22 protein-coding genes are annotated in these 22,859 nt (G+C 69.0%); 16 read left to right on the forward strand and 6 right to left on the reverse strand.

Translation table 11 applies throughout. From position 1 onward, the window contains the following. Positions 1-5 precede the first annotated feature (5 nt). The 3 genes from FBZ83_RS19515 to FBZ83_RS19525 all read right to left on the reverse strand — a co-directional run bounded on the left by FBZ83_RS19515 (position 6) and on the right by FBZ83_RS19525 (position 1,606). A complete protein-coding gene (locus FBZ83_RS19515; protein WP_282184623.1) occupies positions 6-182 on the reverse strand; it encodes a helix-turn-helix transcriptional regulator in 177 nt (58 codons plus the stop codon). Between the two features lie 8 nt (positions 183-190). Next, entirely contained in the window at positions 191-571 is a 381-nt protein-coding gene (locus FBZ83_RS19520) for a hypothetical protein (protein ID WP_145687163.1), read from the reverse strand. A 99-nt stretch (positions 572-670) separates the two neighbouring features. Continuing rightward, the gene (locus FBZ83_RS19525) at positions 671-1,606 is read right to left on the reverse strand and encodes a LysR family transcriptional regulator (protein WP_247888392.1); all 936 of its coding nucleotides are present in this window, start codon (positions 1,604-1,606) and stop codon (positions 671-673) included. Positions 1,607-1,790: 184 nt separating this feature from the next. On the opposite strand from FBZ83_RS19525, the gene FBZ83_RS19530 reads away from it, so the two are divergent. From FBZ83_RS19530 to FBZ83_RS19570, 8 genes are all read left to right on the forward strand, one after another. Continuing rightward, positions 1,791-2,912 (forward strand): ABC transporter substrate-binding protein, encoded by a 1,122-nt coding sequence (locus tag FBZ83_RS19530; protein ID WP_145687167.1) that lies wholly within the window; start codon positions 1,791-1,793, stop codon positions 2,910-2,912. 221 nt (positions 2,913-3,133) lie between these two features. After that, entirely contained in the window at positions 3,134-4,150 is a 1,017-nt protein-coding gene (locus FBZ83_RS19535) for an ABC transporter ATP-binding protein (protein WP_247888380.1), read from the forward strand. Next, a complete protein-coding gene (locus FBZ83_RS19540) occupies positions 4,147-5,001 on the forward strand; it encodes an ABC transporter permease (RefSeq protein WP_145687171.1) in 855 nt (284 codons plus the stop codon). The genes FBZ83_RS19535 and FBZ83_RS19540 overlap by 4 nt, the downstream gene beginning before the upstream one ends. Further along, positions 5,001-5,801, forward strand: a complete 801-nt coding sequence (locus FBZ83_RS19545) for an ABC transporter permease (protein WP_145687174.1) — start codon at positions 5,001-5,003, stop codon at positions 5,799-5,801. The genes FBZ83_RS19540 and FBZ83_RS19545 overlap by 1 nt, the downstream gene beginning before the upstream one ends. Positions 5,802-5,846: 45 nt before the next feature. After that, complete coding sequence (speB, locus tag FBZ83_RS19550) at positions 5,847-6,902, forward strand: agmatinase (protein ID WP_145687175.1); 1,056 nt, start codon at positions 5,847-5,849, stop codon at positions 6,900-6,902. 4 nt (positions 6,903-6,906) lie between these two features. Next, positions 6,907-7,713: a carbon-nitrogen hydrolase family protein gene (locus tag FBZ83_RS19555; protein WP_145687178.1), complete on the forward strand. Its 807-nt coding sequence runs from the start codon at positions 6,907-6,909 to the stop codon at positions 7,711-7,713. Between the two features lie 15 nt (positions 7,714-7,728). Continuing rightward, entirely contained in the window at positions 7,729-8,973 is a 1,245-nt protein-coding gene (locus FBZ83_RS19560; RefSeq protein WP_114861229.1) for a threonine ammonia-lyase, read from the forward strand. A gap of 296 nt (positions 8,974-9,269) precedes the next feature. Further along, positions 9,270-10,631: a nucleobase:cation symporter-2 family protein gene (locus FBZ83_RS19570; protein ID WP_145687182.1), complete on the forward strand. Its 1,362-nt coding sequence runs from the start codon at positions 9,270-9,272 to the stop codon at positions 10,629-10,631. Positions 10,632-10,796: 165 nt separating this feature from the next. Here FBZ83_RS19570 and FBZ83_RS19580 read toward each other — a convergent pair whose 3' ends face one another. Continuing rightward, positions 10,797-12,236: an aldehyde dehydrogenase family protein gene (locus tag FBZ83_RS19580; protein WP_145687189.1), complete on the reverse strand. Its 1,440-nt coding sequence runs from the start codon at positions 12,234-12,236 to the stop codon at positions 10,797-10,799. Between the two features lie 338 nt (positions 12,237-12,574). Here FBZ83_RS19580 and FBZ83_RS19585 point away from each other — a divergent pair, with 338 nt between their 5' ends. From FBZ83_RS19585 to argE, 6 genes are all read left to right on the forward strand, one after another. Next, positions 12,575-14,173: an ABC transporter substrate-binding protein gene (locus FBZ83_RS19585; RefSeq protein WP_247888381.1), complete on the forward strand. Its 1,599-nt coding sequence runs from the start codon at positions 12,575-12,577 to the stop codon at positions 14,171-14,173. Positions 14,174-14,333: 160 nt separating this feature from the next. Then, complete coding sequence (locus FBZ83_RS19590) at positions 14,334-15,311, forward strand: ABC transporter permease (RefSeq protein ID WP_145687199.1); 978 nt, start codon at positions 14,334-14,336, stop codon at positions 15,309-15,311. After that, positions 15,308-16,210 (forward strand): ABC transporter permease, encoded by a 903-nt coding sequence (locus FBZ83_RS19595; protein ID WP_145687201.1) that lies wholly within the window; start codon positions 15,308-15,310, stop codon positions 16,208-16,210. The genes FBZ83_RS19590 and FBZ83_RS19595 overlap by 4 nt, the downstream gene beginning before the upstream one ends. A 27-nt stretch (positions 16,211-16,237) precedes the next feature. Continuing rightward, positions 16,238-17,227, forward strand: coding sequence for an ABC transporter ATP-binding protein (locus FBZ83_RS19600; protein ID WP_145687203.1), 990 nt, complete (start codon positions 16,238-16,240; stop codon positions 17,225-17,227). Then, complete coding sequence (locus FBZ83_RS19605) at positions 17,224-18,231, forward strand: ABC transporter ATP-binding protein (RefSeq protein WP_145687205.1); 1,008 nt, start codon at positions 17,224-17,226, stop codon at positions 18,229-18,231. Before FBZ83_RS19600 ends, FBZ83_RS19605 begins: the two co-directional genes overlap by 4 nt. Beyond that, complete coding sequence (gene argE, locus FBZ83_RS19610) at positions 18,228-19,424, forward strand: acetylornithine deacetylase (protein ID WP_145687207.1); 1,197 nt, start codon at positions 18,228-18,230, stop codon at positions 19,422-19,424. The genes FBZ83_RS19605 and argE overlap by 4 nt, the downstream gene beginning before the upstream one ends. An 87-nt stretch (positions 19,425-19,511) precedes the next feature. Here the strand turns inward: argE and FBZ83_RS19615 are convergent, their stop codons facing one another. Beyond that, positions 19,512-19,769 (reverse strand): hypothetical protein, encoded by a 258-nt coding sequence (locus tag FBZ83_RS19615; protein WP_109072703.1) that lies wholly within the window; start codon positions 19,767-19,769, stop codon positions 19,512-19,514. Positions 19,770-20,105: 336 nt separating this feature from the next. Then, entirely contained in the window at positions 20,106-20,933 is an 828-nt protein-coding gene (locus FBZ83_RS19620; RefSeq protein ID WP_145687209.1) for an SDR family oxidoreductase, read from the reverse strand. A gap of 184 nt (positions 20,934-21,117) precedes the next feature. On the opposite strand from FBZ83_RS19620, the gene FBZ83_RS19625 reads away from it, so the two are divergent. Further along, the gene (locus tag FBZ83_RS19625) at positions 21,118-21,864 is read left to right on the forward strand and encodes a hypothetical protein (RefSeq protein ID WP_145687211.1); all 747 of its coding nucleotides are present in this window, start codon (positions 21,118-21,120) and stop codon (positions 21,862-21,864) included. Beyond that, positions 21,861-22,853 (forward strand): BMP family lipoprotein, encoded by a 993-nt coding sequence (locus FBZ83_RS19630; RefSeq protein WP_145687213.1) that lies wholly within the window; start codon positions 21,861-21,863, stop codon positions 22,851-22,853. Before FBZ83_RS19625 ends, FBZ83_RS19630 begins: the two co-directional genes overlap by 4 nt. Positions 22,854-22,859 lie beyond the last annotated feature (6 nt).

Below are 22,859 nucleotides of genomic sequence, written 5' to 3' on the forward strand. Positions count from 1 at the left end.
ATCCTTCAGGGAAAGAAGATCTCCTCGATGGTCAGGCCGAACGTCCGGGCGATGGCGAAGGCCAGCGGAAGGCTGGGGTCGTAGCGCCCATTCTCGATCGAATTGACCGTCTGGCGGGACACCTGAAGGCGCTCCGCCAGCTCACTCTGGCTCCAGCCGCGGGCCGTGCGGATGTCTTTCACCGCGTTTCTCATCGGTAGCGCCACTGGGCGATGCACACCCCGACGACCCACAACACCGCCATGAGCGGCCAGACATGGAAGGCGCGCAGTTCCGGCGCGCCGGCACCTTCCGCAAAGCCCCAGGCGAAGGTCGCCAACGCCGTGCCCGTGAAGGACAGGGCGATCGCGTCGAACTGGATGCGGCGCTGAAACTCATCCATTCGCCGCAGCCCACGCAAGACCGTCCAGGCGACGGCGACCGTGCCGAGGATCGGCAAAAGCGCGAGCGCCATTTTCATCGCGCCTTCCGGTTGGAGTAACCGGGCCGCCGCGTTGGCGCCGAGCAGAAGCGCCGCGTAGAGAGCCAGAGCCCCGGACAATTCGACGCCGTAGCGCTTGATGCTGAACATCCCCCGCCCCTTACCATTCCGCCCAATGACAAGGAAGCTTTACATACGACGCCTTACCACTGTCAAGCATGCTTTACATCGCCTCGCACCGGACCACGATCAGGCCGGTCGGACGACGGGACCGCTCCGGAACTCCGGAGCGGTCATCTCCTCGCGGGTCAGGGCGATGAACAGGTCCACCACCGGGCTCTTGGAGCGGTTGGCGTCGAAGGCGACCTGGAAGGGCGCCTGATAGGACAGCACCTTCGGCAGCAGAATCCGCAGCCGCCCGGCCTTGACGTAGGGGGCCGCGTAATGGTCCGGCAGATAGCCGGCGTAGGCGCCGGACAGGATCAGCCGTGCCGCCCCCTCCATGTCGCTGACCGTCGCCTTGGGCGTTGAAATGGCGAAGATCTTCAGGTCGCGCGATCCCCAATAGCTGCGCGCGACCAGCCGGTAGCGGCGGATCTCGTCCAGGTCGATGGCCTCGTCCGGCAGGGTGAACAGCGGGTGCCCGTCCGCCACGCAGAAGTGGATCGTCTCGTTGTAGAGGTCCTGGTAGGACAGGCTCGGCACGATGCGCGGAAAGCTGGCAATGGCGAGTTGCAACTGCCCGCCGATGACGTCGCGCAGCAGTTCGTTCGGCGGGCGCACGTTGATGATCAGCGAGACCTCCGGTGCCGCCTCGGTGAAGCGGGCGAAGACGCGCTCCAGCGGGGCGCGCGGGTCGGTCAGCGTGTTGTCGACCAGCCCGACCGCCAGCGTGCCGGTCAGCCGCTCGCGCAGGCCGCGCACCCGCCCGCGGAAGCGGTCCAGCGAGTCGAACACGCGCCGCGCCTCGTCATAGACCGCCTGCCCTTCCGGGGTGAGCTGGAATCCCGACCGTCCCCGCCGGCACAGCCGCAGGCCCAACCGGGTCTCCAGATCGGCGAAATGGGTGGAGATGGTGGACAGCGACAGGTTCAGTTCGCTCTGCGCCGCACTGAATCCGCCGGCCTCGACGATGGTCATGAACAACCGCAACAGGCGCAGATCCACGGTTTCCAGCTGAATCATCGCCACGACGCCGCCCTCCCCTGCCCCGCCCGCCGCGTCCGGCACGCCCCATACTTCGACCCGGATCGAAGTAAGATACAAAACTTTCTGATTTTCGGGCAACGGCGCCGGGGGTCTAATGATCGCAGGCCACAATGCTGGCCTCACGAACAGATAAGCTCGTCCGCAAGGAAAGGTCGCATCCATGAACGAGACGACGGGTAAGCAGGGACTTCACGCCGCTTTGACCGGCGGCATCGGCCGCCGCGCCGTTCTGGCCGGAGCGGGCACGCTGGCCACGGTGGCCGCCATCGGTTTTCCGAACATCGTCCGCGCCCAGTCGAAGACGCTGAAGGTCGGCGTCTACGGCGGCTACTTCAAGGAATCCTTCGAGAAGCACATCTTCCCGGAATTCTCCAAGGCCACCGGCATCACGGTGGAGGCCATCGCCGAGCCGACCGGCGAAGCGTGGCTGGTCCAGCTCGAACAGGCGGCCCGCGCCCGTCAGGCGCCCGCCGACGTCTCGATGATGTCGCAGGTGGCGATGCTGAAGGGGGCCTCGGCAGAGCTGTGGGCGCCCTTCGACCTGTCGAAGATCCCCAACGCCGCCAAGGTCGTCCCGCACCTCGTCAACAAGTATCCGGACGGCAAGGTCAGCGGCATCGGCGCGGTGTCCTGGTACATCACGTTGGTCACCAACACCAAGAGCTACCCGCAGGCTCCGGACAGCTGGGCGGCCCTGTGGGACCCGGCGAACAAGGACAAGCTCGGCCTGCTGGCGCTGGTCAGCAACAGCTTCCTGCTGGAGGTCACGGCGGCGACCTTCTTCGGCGGCACCAAGCATCTCGACAGCGAGCAGGGGCAGCTCGACTGCTTCAAGAAGCTGGCGGAGCTGAAGTCCAACGTGAAGCTCTGGTACCGCGACGAGGCGCAGTTCGAGGCCTCGCTGAAGTCCGGCGAGATTCCGATGGGCCAGTACTACCACGACGTGACCGGCCTCGCCGCCGCGGACGGGCAGCCGGTGCGCTCGACCTTCCCGAAGGAGGGCGGCATCCTCGACTCCGGCAGTTGGGCGGTCACCCGCGCCTCCAAGGCCGGCGACCTCGCGCATGTCTTCGTGGACTACATGTGCCAGCCGTCGATCCAGGCCCTGCTGTCGCGCAAGGTCGGCACCGCCCCGACCATCGACCGCAAGATGACCGACCTGACGGACCAGGAGTTCGCCGCCGTGTCCTCCGACATCGCGCCGATCATCCCGCGCTATGACCTCTACACGAGCAAGTCCGACTGGCTGAACCAGAAGTGGACGGAAATGATCGTCGGGTAAGTGACAGCCCTTCTCCCCTGTGGGGAGAAGGGTATGGGATGAGGGGGCGGCCGCAGGCCGGACACGCACTGCAATGAGGCTGCGTTGACGCCCTATGGGCGCCCCCTCACCCTAACCCTCTCCCCAGAGGGGCGAGGGGAAAAGCCCGTTGTGAACGACAGTCAAAAAGCCATCCCATGTCAGCCCTTGTCCTCGACGGTCTCACCAAACGATACGGTCCCGTGACCGCGGTGCACGGCGCGTCGCTGCGCATCCCGCACGGGCAATTCGTCTGCCTGCTCGGCCCGTCCGGCTGCGGGAAGACGACGCTGCTGCGCATGATCGCCGGGCTGGAGGACCCCTCCGGCGGACGGCTGGTCATCGACGGGCGCGACATCACCACGGCCCCCGCCCACACGCGGGAATTCGGCATGGTGTTCCAGTCGCTGGCCCTCTTCCCGCACCTGACGGCGGGCGAGAACATCGCCTACCCCCTGCGCATCCGCGGCGTCCCGAAGGCCGAGCAGCGCAAGCGCGCCGACGAACTGCTGGAGCTGGTCCGCCTGCCCGGCGTCGCCGACCGGCCGGTCTCCAAGCTGTCGGGCGGGCAGCGGCAGCGCGTCGCGATCGCCCGCGCGCTGGCCCTGTCGCCCAAGCTGTTCCTGCTGGACGAGCCGCTGTCGGCGCTCGACGCCAAGCTGCGCGAGGCCATGCAGATCGAGCTGAAGCAGCTTCAGCAGCGGCTGGGCATCACCACCATCGTCGTCACCCACGACCAGCGGGAGGCGATGACCATGGCCGACCTCGTGGTGGTGATGTCGCAAGGCCGCATCCATCAGGCCGCCCCGCCGATGGAGGTCTACCGCCAGCCCGCCGACGCCTTCGTCGCCGACTTCATCGGCATGACCAACCTGCTGGAGGGCGAGGTCACCGCCCCTGGCACTGCCGCCGTGCCCGGCGGCACCCTGCATCTGCCCGAGTTGCCGCCGACGGGCCGCGTCCTGCTGTCCGTCAGGCCGGAGGACGTGATCGTCCACCCCGCGGGGATGGACGGGCCGAATCGGCTGACCGGCACGCTGTCCTTCATGCGCGACCTAGGCGCCAGCGTGGAGTTCCGCATCGACGTGGCCGGGAAGGAGATCGTCGCCCTGTCGCGCCCGCAGGACCGCCCGCCGGTCGCCCCCGGCGGCGCCCTGGCGGTGGAGTTCCCCCCGGCGGCCTGCGTCGTGCTGCCGCCAATGGCGGAGCGTCCGCAATGATCCGCCGCGCGCCCCGTGGCTTGGCCGAGCACGCGCCGATCCTCTTCCCGGCGCTGATGCTGGTCGTCTTCTTCGTCATCCCCTTCAGCCTGATGATCGCGGTCAGCGTCTTCCGGCGCGTGCCCGGCGGCTTCTACGAGCCGGACCTCGTCTTCGCCAATTACGAGCGGTTTCTGACCGCCTTCTTCGGCGGGGTGATGTCCTTCTCGCTGGGGCTGGCGGCGCTGGTCGCGGCGCTGTCGGTGGGCATCGCCTTCCCCTTCACCTACCGGCTGGTCAAGCTGCCGCGCAGGGCACAGATCCGCTGGCTGGTCTTCCTGCTGTCGATCCTGTCGCTGTCGGAAGTCATCATCGGCTTCGCCTGGTCCACCCTGCTGTCGCGCACCGCGGGCATCACCAACCTGTTCGTGGCGCTGGGCCTGATGGCCGAGCCGCAATCGCTCAGCCCGAGCTTCGGTGCGCTGCTGGCCGGGCTGGTCTATCAGGCCTTCCCCTACACGGTGCTGGTCCTCTACCCGGCGCTCGCCCGCCTCGACCCCTATCTGGAGGAGGCGGCACGCACGCTCGGCTCCTCGCCGCTGCGCGCCTTCTTCACGGTGGTGGTGCCGGCGCTGCGCAACACCATCGTGGCGACCACGATCATGGTGTTCGTCTTCGCGCTCGGCTCCTACCTGCTGCCGCAGCTTCTCGGACGGCCCCAGCATTGGACGCTGTCGGTGCTGATCACCGATCAGGCGATCTACCAGTCCAACATGCCCTTCGCGGCGGCCATGGCCGTCTTCCTGGTGCTGGTCAGCCTCGCCCTCGTCGGGCTGGCGCTGCTCGCCGGGCGGCGGGAGGAGACGGCCTGATGCTGATGCGCACGCTGAATTCCCTGGCCGCCGGCCTGATCGCCCTGGTCCTGGCCGCCCCCATCCTGGTGGTGGCCGGCGTCTCGGTGAACGAGAAGAAATCGCTGACCTTCCCGCCGCAGGGCTTCTCGCTCGCCTGGTACGCGGAGGTCTTCACCGATCCCGGCTGGCGCGGCGCACTGATCACCAGCCTCGTCGTCGCCACCCTGTCGGCGGCACTGGCGGTGCTGATCGCCTTCCCACTGGCCTGGTTCCTGTGGCGCTGGCGCGCCCCCTGGGCGCGGGCGTTCGAGGTGCTGGGCATGACGCCCTTCATCCTGCCGCCGGTCATCACCGCGCTGGGATTCCTCAGCTTCTGGGCCGCGGTCGGCGAGTACGGGTCGCCCTGGACGGTGGTGGTCAGCCACGCGGTGTTCTTCGTGACGCTGCCGCTGGTCACGCTGTCGCTGGGCTTCGGCGCGGTGGACCGCTCCTACGTCGAGGCGGCGGCGACCATGGGGGCGGACGACCGGACGGTGCTGCGCACGGTGGTGATGCCGCTGGTGCGGCCCTACGTGATCTCCGGCTTCGCCTTCGCCTTCGTGCTGTCGCTGAACGAGTACATCGTCGCCTACATGGTGGTCGGCTTCACGCTGGAAACGCTGCCCATCAAGATCTTCAACGCGCTCCGCTACGGCTACACGCCGACCATGGCCGCCGTGACGGTGCTGTTCGTGACGCTGACGGCGGTGGTCTTCGGGCTGATCGCGTGGTTCGGCGACCTGCCCCGCCTGCTCGGCGCCTGGGCCAAGAACGACTGACATCCAAAAACGACTGATACCCTTTTCCTCAGAGAGATTCGGACGATGATCGACCCTCAGAAGCTTGATCGTTTGCGTACGAAGTACAGCGGCTCCGGCGGCGACGACTTCCACGATCCGGAGTTCCAGCGGGTGGCCGCCCTCCAGTTCTCCGGCGGCAAGCGGGTGCAGCCCTTCGCCGGGGTGTCCACCCTGCTCGACGCCCCCTACCGCCCCGACGCGGCCGACGCCGCGGACTTCGGCGGGCTGGACATCGCGCTGATCGGCGTGCCGATGGACCTCGGCGTCACCAACCGGGCCGGCGCCCGCCTCGGCCCGCGCGCCGTGCGCGGGATGGAGCGCATCGGCCCCTACGAGCACGCCCTGCGCATGGTCCCGGCGGCCTCCTGCAAGCTCGCCGACGTGGGCGACGTGCCGCTGTCCAGCCGCTTCAGCCTGGAGTCCTGCCACGGCGACATCCAGGCCTTCTACAACCGCGTGATGGACGCCGGCGTCATCCCGCTGTCGGTCGGCGGCGACCATTCCATCACCTATTCGATCCTCAAGGCGCTGGGCCGCGAGCGTCCGGTGGGCATGATCCATTTCGACGCCCATTGCGACACCGGCGGCCCCTACGAGGGCGCCAAGTTCCACCACGGCGGCCCGTTCCGTCAGGCGGTGCTGGACGGCGTGCTGGATCCGGAGCGCACGGTGCAGATCGGCATCCGCGGCAGCACCGAGTATCTGTGGGAATTCTCCTACGACAGCGGCATGACCGTGATCCACGCGGAGGACATCCCGGAGCGCGGCATCGCGAACGTCATCGAGACGGCGCGCAAGGTGGTGGGCGACGGGCCGGTCTACGTTTCCTTCGACGTGGATTGCCTGGACCCGGTCTACGCCCCCGGCACCGGCACCCCGGAGGTCGGCGGCCTGACCACGCGGGAGGCGCTGGCAATCCTGCGCGGGCTGGACGGGCTGGACATCATCGGCGGCGACGTGGTGGAGGTGGCGCCCCAGTACGACGCGACGACCAACACCGCCCACGCCGGCGCGCAGATGCTGTTCGAAATCCTCTGCCTGTCGGTGCGCGCCCTCGCCAACCGCCAGGGCCGAGGCTGACCGCATGCGGCTAACCCTCTTCCAGACGGACGCGGAGCCCGGTGCGCTGCACCGCAACCTCGACCGTCTGGAACGGGCGGCGGCGGAGGCGGCACAGAACGGCTCCACCCTGCTGGTCGGTCCGGAAATGGGCCTGACCGGCTACGACATCGGCGCCGAGACGGTGCGCGCCCTGGCCGAGCCGGCGGACGGGCCGATGGCCGCGCGGGTTGCCGCCATCGCCCGGCGGCATGGCATCGCGCTGCTCTATGGCTATCCGGAGCGGGGAGCGGACGGCGCCGTTTACAACGCCGCGCAGCTGATCGGGTCGGACGGTCGGCCCCGGCTGAACCAGCGCAAGACCCATCTCTACGGCGATCTCGACCGCGGCTCCTTCGCGCCGGGCGGCAACACCTTCCCGACCACGGAGGCCGGCGGGATGCGGGTCGGCGTGGCGATCTGCTACGACGTGGAGTTCCCGGAGCTGGTGCGCCGCCACGCGCTGGCCGGGGTGGACGCGCTGCTGGTGCCGACCGCGCTGATGGCCCCCTACGAGATAGTCGCCACCACCATCGTCCCGGCCCGCGCCTTCGAGAACGGCATCTTCGTCGCCTACGCCAACCGCTGCGGGCGCGAGGGGACACTCGATTATTGCGGGCTCAGCAGCGTGGCGGCGCCGGACGGATCGGTGCTGGCGCGGGCCGGCGACGGCGAAGCTTTGTTGACCGTCAATCTTGACCCCGTCCTGCGCCGGGTCGGCACGCATCTGGCGGACCGCCGTCCGGACCTGTACGGTGCGGTCTCCAGCGCGCCTGGGAAGGGCGGTTCGTAGAGGAAGCACAGGAATATGCCGGTCACCATCGACGACATTCACGCCGCCGCCGAACGGCTGGCCGGACGCATCAGCCGCACGCCCTTCCTGCGCTCGGAAACCCTGTCGCAGATCACCGGCGCCGAGGTCTGGGTCAAGCTGGAAAACCTCCAGTTCACCGCGTCCTTCAAGGAGCGCGGGGCGGCCAACCGGCTGCTCCACCTGACGCCGGAGGAGCGGCGGGCCGGGGTGATCGCCATGTCGGCCGGCAACCACGCCCAGGCCGTGGCCTACCACGCGAAGCGGCTGGGCATCGCGGCGACCATCGTCATGCCGCGCTTCACTCCCTTCGTGAAGGTCAAGCGCACGCGCTACCACGGCGCCACCGTCATCCTGGAGGGCGACTCCCTGGCCGAAGCCGCGGCCTTCGCCCACGACCTCGCCAAGCGGGACGGGCTGGTCTTCGTCCATCCCTACGATGACGACGCGGTGATCGCGGGCCAGGGCACCGTCGTGCTGGAGATGCTGGCGGAGGTGCCGGACCTCGACGCGCTGGCCATCCCGGTGGGCGGCGGCGGACTGGCCGCCGGGGCCGCGGTCGCCGCCCGCGCGCTGCGGCCCGGCCTGGAGGTCGTCGGGGTGGAGGTGGAGACCTACCCCGCCGCCGCGCAGCGCCTCGCCGGGCAGCCGGTCAAGGTCGGCGGCCCGACCGTGGCCGAGGGCATCGCCGTGCGCGACGTCGGCGACCGGCCCATGGACATCCTGAAGCAGAACGGCTGCGACGTGGTGCTGGTGCCCGAAGCGGTGATCGAACGCGCCATCGCCATGCTGATCGAGGTGGAGAAGACCGTTGCGGAGGGCGCCGGGGCCGCCGGTCTGGCCGCCCTGCTCTTCCACCCCGAGCGCTTCCGCGGCAAGCGGGTCGGCCTGATCGTGTCGGGCGGCAACATCGACACGCGCACGCTCGCCAACGTGCTGATGCGCGGTTTTGCCCGCGACGGGCGCCTGATCAACCTGGACATCGACGTGGCCGACCAGCCCGGCGCGCTCGCCCAGGTGGCCCGCATCGTGGCGGAATGCGGCGGCAACATCATCGACGTGCAGCACCAGCGCCTGTTCGGCGCCTTCTCCGTCAAGTCCGCCGAGGTCGCCCTGCTGATCGAGGTCGAGGACGAGGGCCACGGCGACCGCATCACCGAAGCCCTGCGCGGCGCCGGCCTGCCCGTCCGCAAGGCGGTGGTGGCGGAAGCGGCGCAGCCGCTGTCCAGCGCGCGGCCCTGAGCGAACGCCCTTCGCTTGCAGCGCATTAGCCCTCTCCCCTCCGGGGAGAGGGTGGCCCGAAGGGCCGGTGAGGGGGGTGCGCTTTTGCCGGACGATCCGCCACGCGCAACCCCCTCACCCTACCCCTCTCCCCAGAGGGGAGAGGGGATATGGGGCTGCCCATGGATTGAGCATCCCTCCCGAGCACCGCCGTCTTTCGCGGCACATCCGGGCGGGCTCCACCACGATCCTCCGTCCCGCCGGTTGTGGCACGGGCCATGCATTTCGCGCCTGTTCATTCGCGGAGGTCATGGATCATGTCGTCGCTGGAATCACCAACCCGACCCCACCCGGTTGACGAGACGCTTCCGCTGCTGCGCCTGCTGGCGCTGGGCATGCAGCATGTGATGGTGATGTACGCGGGCGCCATCGCCGTGCCGCTCATCATCGGCGGCGCGCTGAAGCTGCCCAAGGACCAGATCGCCCTGCTCATCAACGCCGACCTGTTCGCCTGCGGCATCGTCACGCTGGTCCAGACGCTGGGCTTCTGGAAGTTCGGCATCCGCCTGCCGGTGATGATGGGCGTCACCTTCGCCGCGGTCGGGCCGATGGTCGCCATGGCGGGGAACCCGTCGCTGGGGCTTCTCGGCATCTACGGCGCGGTGATCGGGGCCGGCGTCTTCGCCACGCTGGCCGCCCCGCTGGTCGGGCGCCTGCTGCCGCTGTTCCCGCCGGTGGTGACGGGGACCGTAATCGCCATCATCGGCATCTCGCTGATGCGGGTGGGCATCACCTGGGCCGGCGGCGGGGCCGGGAACCCGAATTTCGGCGATCCGCTCTATCTCGGCGTCGCGCTGTTCGTGCTGGCGGTGATCCTGCTGGTGACCAAATACGCCAAGGGCTTCTGGGCCAACATCTCGGTCCTGCTGGGCATCGTCGCGGGCTTCGCCCTGACCATGGTGCTCGGGCTGGTCAGCTTCGACGGGGTGGGACAGGCCAAGTGGGTGGACGTGATCTACCCGTTCCAGTTCGGCATGCCGGTGTTCGAGTTCTGGTCGATCCTGACCATGTCGCTGGTGATGATCGTCGTGATGATCGAATCCACCGGCATGTTCCTGGCGGTCGGCGAGATGGTCGGCCGCCCGGTGACGCCGGAGCAGTTGACCCGCGGCCTGCGCACGGACGGGCTGGGCACGCTGATCGGCGGCGTCTTCAACACCTTCCCCTACACCTCCTTCTCGCAGAATGTCGGGCTGGTCGGGATCACCGGGGTGCGCAGCCGCTGGGTCTGCGTGGCCGGTGGGGCCATCCTGGTCGCCTTCGGCCTGTTTCCGAAGCTGGCGCATGTCGTCGCCTCCGTCCCGACCTATGTGCTGGGCGGAGCCGGCCTGGTGATGTTCGGCATGGTCGCGGCGACCGGCATCAAGATCCTGGCGAAGGTCGACTACACGACCAACCGCGGCAACATCTACGTCGTCGCCATCAGCATCAGCCTGGGCATGGTGCCGCTGGTCGCCGACAAGATCTTCCAGAAGATGCCGCCTTTCCTGTCGCCGCTCCTGCACAGCGGCATCCTGCTCGGCACCATCGCCGCGGTCCTGCTGAACCTGTTCTTCAACGGGCTGGGCAAAGCGACCAGCGAGGAGTTCGTCGCCGCCGCCAAAACCGCGGAGGCATAACCCTCTCCCGCCCCGGGAGAGGGAGGGACCCGCCACGCAGTGGCGGGCGGGTGAGGGTTCGGCGAGGAGCAGCGCCCTGATCCTCGGCTTTACCCTCACCCGCCCGCTTTCGCGGGCACCCTCTCCCCGGCGGGGAGAGGGAATTCAAGACGCTGTTTCAGCCCCTTACGCGGCCGGCTCGCTGCCGTAGACGGACTTGGTCTCCAGGAACTCCTCGAAACCGACCTCGCCCCACTCACGGCCGATGCCGGACTGCTTGTAACCGCCGAAGGGCGCCGCGAGGTCGATGGACGCGCCGTTCAGGTGCACCATGCCGGTGCGCAGACGCTTCGCCACCGCCCGCGCCTCGTCCACCGTGCCGGCGTAGACGTAGCCGGACAGGCCGTAGAGCGAGTCGTTGGCGCTGCGGATCGCCTCCTCGATGTCCTCGTAGGGGCGGATGGTCAGCACCGGGCCGAAGATTTCCTCGCGCATGATGGTCATGCTGTCGGTGGCGCGGCTGAAGACGGTGGGCTTGGCGAAGAAGCCGCGCTCCAGCCCCTCCGGACGGCCCGGACCGCCGCACAGCAGGGACGCCCCCTCCTCGATGCCGGCCTGGATCAGGCGCTGCACCCGCTCGTACTGGCGCTGGTTGGCGATCGGGCCGACGCCCGTGCGGTCGCCGCGCGGGTCGCCGACCACCAGACGGGCACAGACCTGGGCGGCGATCTTTTCCGCCTCGTCCAGGCGGGAGGCCGGGACGTACATGCGCGACGGCGCGTTGCAGCTCTGCCCGGTGTTGGACATCATCGACCGCACGCCGTGGGTCACCGCCTTCGTCAGGTCGGCGCTCTCGCAGATGATGTTGGCGGACTTGCCGCCCAGTTCCAGCGACACGCGCTTGATGCTGTCGGCGGCGTTGTGGGAGACCGACGCGCCGGCGCGGGTGGAGCCGGTCAGCGACACCATGTCGACCAGCGGGTGCGAGGCCAGCACCGGGCCGACCACCGCGCCGTCGCCGTAGAACATGTTGAAGACGCCCGCCGGCACGCCGGCCTCGTGCAGGATCTCGGCGAAGATCCAGGCCGAATAGGGGGAGAACTCGCTGGGCTTCAGCACCATCGTGCAGCCGGTGGCGAGCGCCGGGGCGACCTTGCAGGCGATCTGGTTGATCGGCCAGTTCCACGGCGTGATCATGGCACAGACGCCGACCGGTTCGCGCAGGATGCGGGTGGTGCCGCGGGTCCGCTCGAACGGGTATTCGCGGGCGGCCTCCAGGGCCGTCTTGAAATGGGCCAGCCCCATGAAGGCCTGCGCCGGCTTGGACAGCGCCGCCAGCGGCGCGCCCATCTCCTCGGTGATGGCGTCGGCGACCTCGTCCATGCGCTTCTCGAAGAGCGCGCAGACGGCGGCCAGCAGCTCCAGCCGCTCGTTCAGGGGGGTGCGGGAAAAGCCGTCGAAGGCGGCATGGGCCGCCGCCACCGCGCGCTGCGCGTCCTCCGGCCCGCCGAGCGCCACGGTGCCCGACACCTGCTCCGTCGCCGGGTTCAACACCTCCATCACGGTGGCGCCGGCCGCGGGGTCGGTCCAGGCGCCGCCGATGTAGAAGGATTGGCAGGTCTTCATCTCTAATCCCCTCGCTCTCTTGTCGTTGGCGTTTTCGGGTGATCCGATCCTGCCCCGTCCGGCGCCGTTTGCCAAAGCTTTCCATCGGGAAAAACCGGATAGGTCAGAAGACCGGACCCTGTTGACAGATCAATGGTTTCAAGCTCTGATCGTTGAACACATACGTGCCGCCGCCACAGTCACGGCGAGCCGAACGACAAGAATCGGGCTGCAACAACCGCGGTCCAAGGGCTGGGAGCCTGCTTCACGGGTACAATTCAAACGTACAATCAGGGGGACGAGGGATGGCCTTACGTGATCGGCATCGGCGTCTTGCGGATGCGCTGCGTTCAGGAACCTTGAAACACACCCTGCCGGCGGTGGCCGCCTTGGCCCTGCTGGCCGCCGTCCCGGCGCCGGTGCGGGCGGCGACCCTGACGGTCGGCACCTCGGCGGAGCCGAGCGCGCTCGATCCGCACTACCACAACCTCGGCCCCAACACGCGCGCCCGCAAGCATGTGTTCGAATCGCTGGTCAGCATGGACGCCAAGATGCGGCTCCAGCCCGAACTGGCGGAAAGCTGGCGCGCCGTCGACGAGACGACCTGGGAATTCACGCTGCGCAAGGGCGTGAAATTCCACGACGGCACGGAGTTCACCGCGCAGGACTTCATCTACTCGGTCTGCCGCATCCCGAACGTCGCCAACAGCCCGTCCTCCTTCACCGTCTACACCAAGGGCATCGCGGGGATCGAGGCGCCGGACCCGCACACCCTCGTCATCAAGACCGCCAAGCCCTACCCGCTTCTGCCGGTGGAGCTGTCGACCTTCGGCATCATCTCCGCCAAGGCGGCGGGCGGCGAGGCCGTCACCTTCGACAAGGCGGGCTGCAAGGCTGACTCCTGGCCGACCACCCAGGCCTTCAACGACGGCTCGCTGATGATCGGCACCGGGCCGTTCAGGCACAAGTCCTACACCAAGGGCGACCGGCAGGTGCTGGAGCGCAACCCCGACTATTGGGGCCCGCAACCGGCCTGGGATACCGTGGTCTTCCGCCCGATCACCAGCGACGGGCCGCGCGTCGCCGCCCTGCTGGCGGGCGACGTGGACATGATCGAATCGCCCCCGGTGCAGGACATCGAGCGGCTGAAGTCCGCCCCCAACGTCTCCCTGGCCCAGGCCCAGTCGAACCGCGTGATCTATCTGGCGCTGGGCGTCCAGGACACCCCGCCGACCATCACCGGGACCGACGGCAAGAATCCGTTGAAGGACCCGAAGGTGCGCAAGGCGTTGTCGCTGGCGGTGGACCGCGACGCCATCGTGAAGCGCATCATGATGGGCGTGGCGGAGCCGGCGAACCAGTACCTCCCCGCGGGCTTCTACGGCAACAACCCGGAAATCACCGTCGCCACCGACGCCAACAAGGCCAAGCAGCTCCTCGCCGAGGCCGGCTACCCGAAGGGCTTCCAGCTCACGCTCGGAACGCCGAACGACCGCTACATCAACGACGACAAGGTGGCCCAGGCGGTCGCCCAGATGTTCACCCGCATCGGCGTGCAGACGCAGGTCGACGCGACCACCGCCAACGTCTTCTTCTCCAAGCGCAACAAGCAGGAATACAGCGTCTTCCTGGCCGGCTGGGGAGCGGATTCGGGCGAGATGTCCTCGCCGCTGAAGGCGCTGATCGCCACGCCGATCAAGGAGAAGGGCTACGGCACCACCAACTACACCAGCTACTCCGACCCGGAGCTGGACGGGATGCTGGACACGGCGCTGGCAACGGTGGACGACGCGAAGCGGGAAAAGCTGCTCCAGGCCGCGGTGAAGCGGGCGGTGGACGCCGACATCATCATCCCGTTGCATTACGAGGTGACGGTCTGGGCGATGAAGAAGGGGCTGAGCTACGAACCGCGCGCTGACCAGTACACACTGGCGCAGAAGGTGACCCCCGCGAAGTGAGCGGAGCGAGCGCCGCCCTCTTTCCCTCTCCCCTCTGGGGAGAGGGTTAGGGTGAGGGGGTTGCGCTTCTATCGAACGCTCCGTAACGCGCATCCCACTCACCGGCCCTCCGGGCCACCCTCTCCCCGGAGGGGAGAGGGTTAGACAGTAGCGGAGCGCCATGCTTGTCTTCATCCTCCGGCGGCTGGCGCAGAGCGCGGTCGTCGTGATGGCGATGTCGGTGCTGGTCTTCGCCGGCATCTTCGCCATCGGCAATCCCATCGACGTGCTCATCAGCCCCGAGGCCGACGAGTTCGAACGCGCCGCCGCCATCGCGCGGCTGGGCCTCGACAAGCCCATGCACGAACAGTTCCTGCGCTTCGTGGACAGCGCGCTCGGCGGCGACCTCGGCACCAGCTTCGTCCATGGGGTGCCGGCGCTCGGCCTCGTGCTGCAGCGCTTCCCGGCGACGCTGGAGCTGGCGCTCTGCGCCATGCTGGTGGCGGTGGTGCTGGGCATCCCGCTGGGGCTGTGGGCCGGGCTGAAACCGGACAGCCTGGCCGGGCGGGTCATCATGACCGGCTCCATCCTCGGCTTCTCGCTGCCCACCTTCTGGGTTGGCATGATGCTCATCATGGCCTTCGCGGTGACGCTGGGCTGGCTGCCCGCGGGCGGTCGCGGCGAGACGGCGGGCCTGTTCGGCGTGCCGTGGAGCTTCCTGACCGCCGACGGGCTGGCCCATCTGATCCTGCCCGCCGTCAATCTGGCCCTGTTCAAGCTGTCGCTGGTCATCCGTCTGGCCCGCGCCGGCACGCGGGAGGTCGCCTTGCAGGACTATGTGAAGTTCGCCCGCGCCAAGGGGCTGGCGCCCGCGCGTGTGGTCGGGGTTCACATCCTGAAGAACATCATGATCCCGGTGGTCACCGTCCTGGGGCTGGAGTTGGGCAGCGTCATCGCCTTTTCCGTGGTCACGGAATCGGTCTTCGCCTGGCCGGGCATGGGCAAGCTGCTGATCGACAGCATCCTGCAGCTCGACCGGCCGGTGGTGATCGCCTATCTGCTGGTGACGGTGCTGCTGTTCGTCGTCATCAACCTGATCGTCGATCTGGTCTATTCGCTGCTCGACCCGCGAATCCGGCTGGGCGGGGGACGGGCATGAGCACCATCACGGCCAAGGCCCCGCCGGTCGAAACCCCCTTCCTGCGGCTGGCGCGGGACTTCGCGCGGTCGCGCACGGCGCTGGCCGGGCTGGCGGTGCTGGCGCTGATCGTGCTGGCCGCCCTGCTCGCCCGCTGGGTGGTGCCGCAAGACCCCTACGACCTCGCCCAGCTCGACATCCTCGACGGCATGATGGCGCCGGGGTCGCTGGGCGGCGGCGGCTGGACCTACTGGCTGGGCACCGACGACCAGGGGCGCGACATGCTGTCGGCCATCGTCTTCGGCCTGCGCACCAGCCTGCTGGTCGGGGTGGTCGCGACGCTGATCGCGCTCGCCGTCGGGGTGGCGGTCGGGCTGCTCGCCGCCTATGCGGGGGACCGGGTGGACGGGCTGGTCATGCGGCTGGTCGACATCCAGCTCTCCTTCCCGGCCATCCTGATCGCGCTGATCCTGCTGGCCCTGCTGGGCAAGGGCGTCGACAAGGTCATCGTCGCGCTGGCCGCCGTGCAGTGGGCCTACTACGCGCGGACCATCCGCGGTTCCGCCCTGGTGGAACGGCGCAAGGAATACATCGAGGCCGCGCAATGTCTTGCCCTGCCCCACCGGCGGATCATGATGCGCCACCTGCTGCCCAACTGCCTGCCGCCGCTGATCGTCGTGGCGACGGTGCAGGTCGCCCACGCCATCGCGCTGGAGGCGACGCTGAGCTTCCTCGGCGTCGGCGTGCCGGTGACCCAGCCGTCGCTGGGGATGCTGATCGCGTCGGGCTACCAGTACATGCTCTCGGGCGACTACTGGGTCAGCCTGTTCCCCGGCCTTGCCCTGCTGGTCACCATCGTGGCGATCAATCTGGTGGGGGACCGGCTGCGCGACGTCCTCAACCCGCGGCTCAACCATTGAAGATCAATCATTGAAAGGGGGCACGCGATGACCGAACCCCTGCTGCGCGTCGACGGGCTGAAGACCCATTTCCTGACCCGCGCCGGCACCGTGAAGGCGGTGGACGGGGTCGACCTGCGGCTCGACCGCGGCGAGATCCTCGGGCTGGTCGGCGAGTCCGGCTCCGGCAAGTCGGTGACCGGGCAATCCATCCTCGGCCTCGTCGATCCGCCGGGGCGGGTGGTCGGCGGCCGGGTGCTGTTCCAGGGCGAGGATCTGGTGGGCGCCGGGGAGAAGCGGCTGCGCGCCATCCGTGGGCGGCGCATCGCCATGATCTTCCAGGACCCGATGATGACGCTGAACCCGGTGCTGAGCATCGGCACGCAGATGGTCGAGGCCGTGCAGGCCCATGAGACGGTCGGCCGGGCCGAGGCGTGGGAGCGCTCGCGCCGGGCGCTGGCCCGTGTCGGCATCGCCTCGCCCGACGAGCGGCTGGCGTCCTACCCGCACCAGTTCTCCGGCGGGATGCGCCAGCGCGTGGCCATCGCCATCGCGCTGCTGCACTCCCCCGACCTGATCATCGCCGACGAGCCGACCACCGCGCTCGACGTGACCATCCAGGCGCAGATCCTGTTCGAGGTGCAGACGCTTTGCCGCGAGACGGGGACGGCGCTGATCTGGGTGACCCACGACCTCGCCGTTGTGTCGGCTCTGGCCGACCGGGTGGCGGTGATGTACGCCGGCCGGGTGGTGGAGACCGGGACGGTGACCGAGATCATCGGCAACCCGCGCCACCCCTACACCCGCGGCCTTCTGGAATCGGTGCCCAGCCGCAACCGGCGCGGCGTGCCGCTGCGCTCCATCCCCGGCATGACGCCCTCCGTCCTCGACCTGCCGGAGGGCTGCGCCTTCCGCCCGCGCTGCGACCGGTCCACCGGAGCCTGCACGACCATGCCCGAACTGGTGGGAGAGCGGGAGGATCGGGCTTGGCGCTGCTGGAACCCCGTCGGAGCCGAAGCGCGGGGAGACGCCGCATGAGCACCGCATCCATCATCGAACTGGACGGGCTGACCAAGCGCTTCTCGCGCAAGCTGGACGTGGTGGAGCGCTTCGCCCGCCGGCTGGGGGCGGCCATCGACGACCGGGCGGTGCAGGCGGTCAGCGGCGTGGACCTGTCCATCGCCGAGGGCGAGGTGGTCGGGCTGGTCGGCGAATCCGGCTGCGGCAAGAGCACGCTGGGCCGCATGGTCGCCGGCATCCTGCCGCCCAGCGCCGGCACCCTGCGCTGGCGCGGCCGCGACCTGCGGGAGCTGTCCCCCGCCGACCGCCACCACGCCAACCTGAAGATCCAGATGGTTTTCCAGGACCCCATGGCCTCGCTCAACCCGCGCCTGCGCGTGGCCGACATCGTCGGGGAGGCGCCGGTGGTCCACGGGCTGGTCCCCCGGCGGCAGGCGGAGGACTATGTGGCCGCGACCCTGCGGCAGGTCGGGCTGGACCCCGCCTATCTGCGGCGCTACCCGCACCAGTTCTCCGGCGGGCAGAGGCAGCGCATCGGCATCGCCCGCGCCCTGGCGGTGAAGCCGGACGTGCTGGTCTGCGACGAGTCCGTCGCGGCGCTCGACGTGTCGATCCAGGCGCAGATCATCAACCTGTTCATGCGCCTGCGCGAAGAGCTGTCGCTGACCTATCTCTTCATCAGCCACGACCTGGGCGTCGTGGAACACATTTCCGACCGCACCGCGATCATGTATCTTGGACGGATCGTGGAGTTGGCCCCGACACCGGAGCTGTTCGACAAACCCAATCATCCCTATGCCAAGGCGCTGTTGGACGAGGCGCCGCGCGTGTCCGTGGAGAAGCGGCGGTTCGCGCCGATCCGCGGAGAGATTCCATCGCCCCTCGACCCGCCGTCGGGCTGCGCCTTTCACCCGCGCTGCCCGCACGCGATGCCACGCTGTTCGGCGGAACGCCCGGCCCTGCGCGCGATCGCGCCCCGGCGCTGGTCCGCCTGCCATCTGAACGAAACCACAGGTCCATGATGCCCTCACCCGATCCCGCCGGCCCATCCGCGTGCAGCCCGCGCACGCTGGAGCTGCTGCGCGACCTGATCGCCTTCGACACGACCAGCCGCAACTCCAACCTCGACCTGATCCACTACATCCGCGACCATCTCGCGGCGCTGGGCGTGTCCAGCACGCTGGTGTTCAACGAGGAGCGGACCAAGGCCAACCTCTACGCCACCATCGGCCCGATGGACCGCGGCGGCGTCTGCCTGTCCGGCCACACCGACGTGGTGCCGGTGGACGACCAGGACTGGTCCAGCGATCCCTTCACCCTGACCGAGCGCGACGGCAAGCTGTTCGGGCGCGGCACGGCGGACATGAAGGGCTTCATCGCGGCGGCGCTGGCCATGGCGCCGGATTTCCTGGCCGCCAACCTGACGACGCCGGTCCATTACGCCTTCTCCTACGACGAGGAGCTGGGCTGCCTCGGCGTGCCCGGCCTGCTGACCCAGCTTGCCGGGATGACGGTAAAGCCGCGCCTGTGCATCGTTGGGGAGCCGACGCGGATGCGGGTGATCGTCGGCCACAAGGGCAAGGTGGCGCTGCGCTGCCGCGTCCACGGCCACGCCTGCCACTCCTCGCTCGCCCCGCATGGGGTGAACGCGGTGGAGTACGCGGCGGAGCTGGTGTCCTTCCTGCGCGGCATGGGCCGCCGCTTCGCCGAGCAGGGGCCGTTCGACCACGATTACGACATTCCCTACACCACGGTGCACACCGGGGTGATGGAGGGCGGCACCGCCCGCAACATCGTCCCCTCCGACGCCTCCTTCGAGTTCGAGATCCGGCATCTCGCCGACCACCCCGTGGCGCCGATGCTGAAGGAGCTGCGGGACTTCGCCAAGACGCTGGAGCCGGAAATGCGCGCCGTCCGCCCCGACGCCGGCTTCTCCTGGGAAACGCTGTCGGACAGCCCGGCGCTCGACACCCCACCGGAGTCGGAGGAGGTGACGCTGGTCAAGAACCTCGCCGAGCAGAACGGCCATGGCAAGGTGGCTTTCGGCACGGAGGGCGCGCTGTTCACCAGCATCGCCAACATCCCCGCCGTGGTCTGCGGCCCCGGCGACATCGAGCAGGCCCACAAGCCCGACGAGTATGTGGAGCTGAGCGAACTCGCCCGCGCCGAGCGCTTCCTGCACCGGCTGAGGGACGCCGCGAAGAAGGGCTTGTGACAAGAGGGCCTGCAACGCGGAAGGGCCGGAGCGTTGCCGCTCCGGCCCCCTTTTTTAAACTGTCCGTAGACCGTTGCGCTTCGCCGGTCAGTGGACCTCCACGCTGACGATGGCCGGCAGGGTGCGCAGGAAATTCGCACCCGTGTCGGTCGCCTCGACGACGAGGTGACCACAGCGGTCGTGCCCGCGCAGGCGGGCCTCCGCGCCCATGCCGGCGGTGCGCAGCACCTCCGACAGGTCGGACACCGCGGTGCGGACCCAAGCCCGATGCTCGGCCAGACTCTTGTACGCCGTTGCTTCCGAGTGATTCAGGGTAACGGTAAAGGTGTGCAGCTCGATGGTCATAAGAGCTCCGGAATGAACCGATTGTTCTGGGACAAGCTCAGTGTTTGACGCTGTTCGAGCATCCGCTCCGCCCCAACCGGACGGTGTGTGAAAACAAGCTGGAAAGGGACGTGCGGACACTTGCCGGTTGGCGGATTGAATCCGGGGATCAGCCGATCGGCGAAAAGGGTCCCTTTCGATTTGGGGAGCAAACAAACCGCAGTGTAATCGAAATCGGCGGCCGATGCTTGTGATATCGTGGGAACGCTGCTCTGCGCCAAGAGCGCTCACGGGACGCAAAAGGGGTAGCCGTGGCCCGGCCACCCCGCAACATGTTACGGCTCCGTCGGACCGCCCTCAATCCAGGAAGATGTCCGGCGCCAGCGGGGCGCCCGGCTTGACCGCGTAGGGCTCCAGGTCGGTGACGCCCTCCTCCGCCAGCACCTCGTCGTCGATGAAGAAGTGTCCGGTGCAGGTCCTGGCGTCGCGGGTCAGGATGGCGTGAGCGGCGTCGGCCAGGATTTCCGGCTTGCGGCAATTGTCGAACTCGGCGGCGCCCTTCAGCATGGCGATGGCCGCCGTGCCGATGATCGTGCGCGGCCACAGGGAATTCACGGCGACCTTGCCGCGGAACTCGGCGCTCATGCCCAGCGTGCACAGGCTCATCGCGTATTTGGCGATGGTGTAGGCGGTGTGGTGCTGAAACCAGCGCGGATTGAGGTTCAGCGGCGGCGACAGGGTCAGGATGTGCGGGTTCTCCGCCTTCAGCAGATGCGGCAGGCAGGCCTGGGCGCAGGCGAAGGTGCCCCGCCCGTTGACCCCCATCATCAGGTCCCAGCGCTTCAGCGGGGTGTCCAGCGTGCCGGTCAGGCTGATCGCGCTGGCGTTGTTGACCAGGATGTCGATGCCGCCGAACGCCTCCACCGTGCGGGCCACCGCCTCGGCCACCTGGGCATCGTCGCGGATGTCGCAGAGAATCGGCAGCCCCTTGCCGCCGGCAGCCTCGACCTCCTCCGCGGCGGAGAAGATGGTGCCGGGCAGCTTGGGGTGCGGCTCCGACGTCTTGGCCGCGATGACGACGTTGGCGCCGTCGCGGGCGGCGCGCAGCGCGATCGCCTTGCCGATGCCCCGGCTGGCGCCGGTGATGAACAGGGTCTTGCCCGTCAGCGTGCGCGCGTCCGTCATATCGCTTGCCCTCCCCATGGTTCTTCCGTCGGGGCTGGCCGCCGCGGCCGCCCTGTTTGTCGGCGATGCTAGCACAGATCACCCGGGGCTCGTCCAGACGCATGCGTCATTCAATTAACCTATGCGTCAACACACCCATCCCGTCTAGACTGCGCTTGCCCTTCTCGCTCGGGAACCCCGGCCGGTGCGTCGTCTTGCCCTTGCCTTCGCGCTGATCCTCACTGCGGCGCCCGCCTTCGCGCAGGCGGTGGCGCAGCACCTGTTCTTTGAAGCGGTGCCGGCAGGCGCCCCGCCCGGAGCGTCCTACGAGGCGCGGCAGCGCCTGACCGAGCAAGCCCGGACCGAGCTGCTGCCCGCCATCCTCGACGCCGCCGGCCTGGGTGGAGCGGTCGCGGTGGCCGACCTGCGGATGGGCGGCTACCGGCTCCAGACCAACCCATCGCTCCACCTGACCCTGCGGCTGGAGGACGCGCCCGCCGACCGGCTGGCCGGGGCCATCGCCTGGAGCCTCGAACAGGAGAGCGTCCTGGTGGCGGACTTCGACAGCGCGGACGGCGCCACCGGCTACGCCCTGGTCCGCTTTCCCGCCGACAGCCTGACGCCGGAGCGCGCCCAGCGCTTCTTCCTCGCCGCCGCGGCGGAGCATGAGGGGCTCGGTGGCGGCTACACCGCCTTCGGCGACACGCTGCTGTTCCTCAACTTGCGCGGCGACGACGGGACGCCCGACAGCGGCCTGCCCGACGAGGCCTTCGCGGAGTTCTTGCGCCGCGCCGCCGCCGCCTTCCCCGGTGCGGCCCTGGCCGCGACCGGACGCGCCGACGCGCGTCTCGTCCTCCAGCCGCCCCAGCCCGACAGCCCTGCCCTCGCCCCGCTGCGGGCGCGGCACGCGGCGCTGGTGTCCGAAATCCTGAGCGCCGAGCCCGCCCGATGACGACCCATCTCTCCCGCCGTTCCGTCCTGGCGCTCGGTGCTGCCGGCCTCGCCACGCTCGCCGCTCCGGCGCGGGCGCAGAACTTTGCGCCGGGCTTGCTTTACGCGGTCGGGCAGAAGTTCGACAAGAGCTTCAACGAGGGCGCCTTCACCGGCGCGGAGCGGTTCAAGGAGGCCACCGGGGTCGCCTACCGCGACTATCTGCCGGCCAGCACGGCGCAGTTCGAACAGGCGGTGGCCGCCCTGCTCCGCCGCGGCGTGACCGACCTCGCGCTGATCGGCTTCTACTACGCAGCCCCGCTCGCCAGCCTCGCGCCGAAACACCCCGCCGTCCGCTTCACCCTCGTCGACGCGGTGGTGGAGGCGCCAAACGTCCAGTCCGTGACCTTCAAGGAGCAGGAGGGGTCCTTCCTCGTCGGCATGCTGGCGGCCATGGCCTCGCGGACGGGAACCGTCGGCTTCATCGGGGCGCTGGACATCCCGCTGATCCGCAAGTTCATCGCCGGCTTCCAGCAGGGCGCCCGCCACGCCCGCCCGGACGTCGGCCTGTTGGTCAATTTCGTCGGCACCACCCCCGACGCCTTCAACGACCCGACCACCGGGGCCGAGGTGGCGAAGGCCCAGTTCCAGCGCGGTGCCGACGTGGTGTTCGCCGGGGCCGGCGTCTCCAACTTCGGCATCTTCGCGGCGGCCAAGGACGGCGGGCGTCTCGCCATCGGGGTGGACAGCAACCAGAACCACCTCTACCCGGGCACCATCCTGACCTCGATGCTGAAGCGGGTGGATCTGGCGGTGGAGCGCGCCTTCGGGGAGGGCCGCAGCGGCACCTGGACCCCCGGCCCGCGCGCCCTCGGGCTGGCCGAGCGCGGCGTCGATTACGCGCTGGACGACAACAACCGTGCATTGGTCACCCCCGCCATGAAGGACCGGCTGGAGGAGGCGCGCGAGGCGATCATCCAGGGCCGCATCCGGGTGGCGGAGGCTTCGTAAAACCGT

Source organism: Azospirillum brasilense (assembly GCF_007827815.1).
Classification (GTDB): Bacteria; Pseudomonadota; Alphaproteobacteria; order Azospirillales; family Azospirillaceae; genus Azospirillum; species Azospirillum brasilense_C.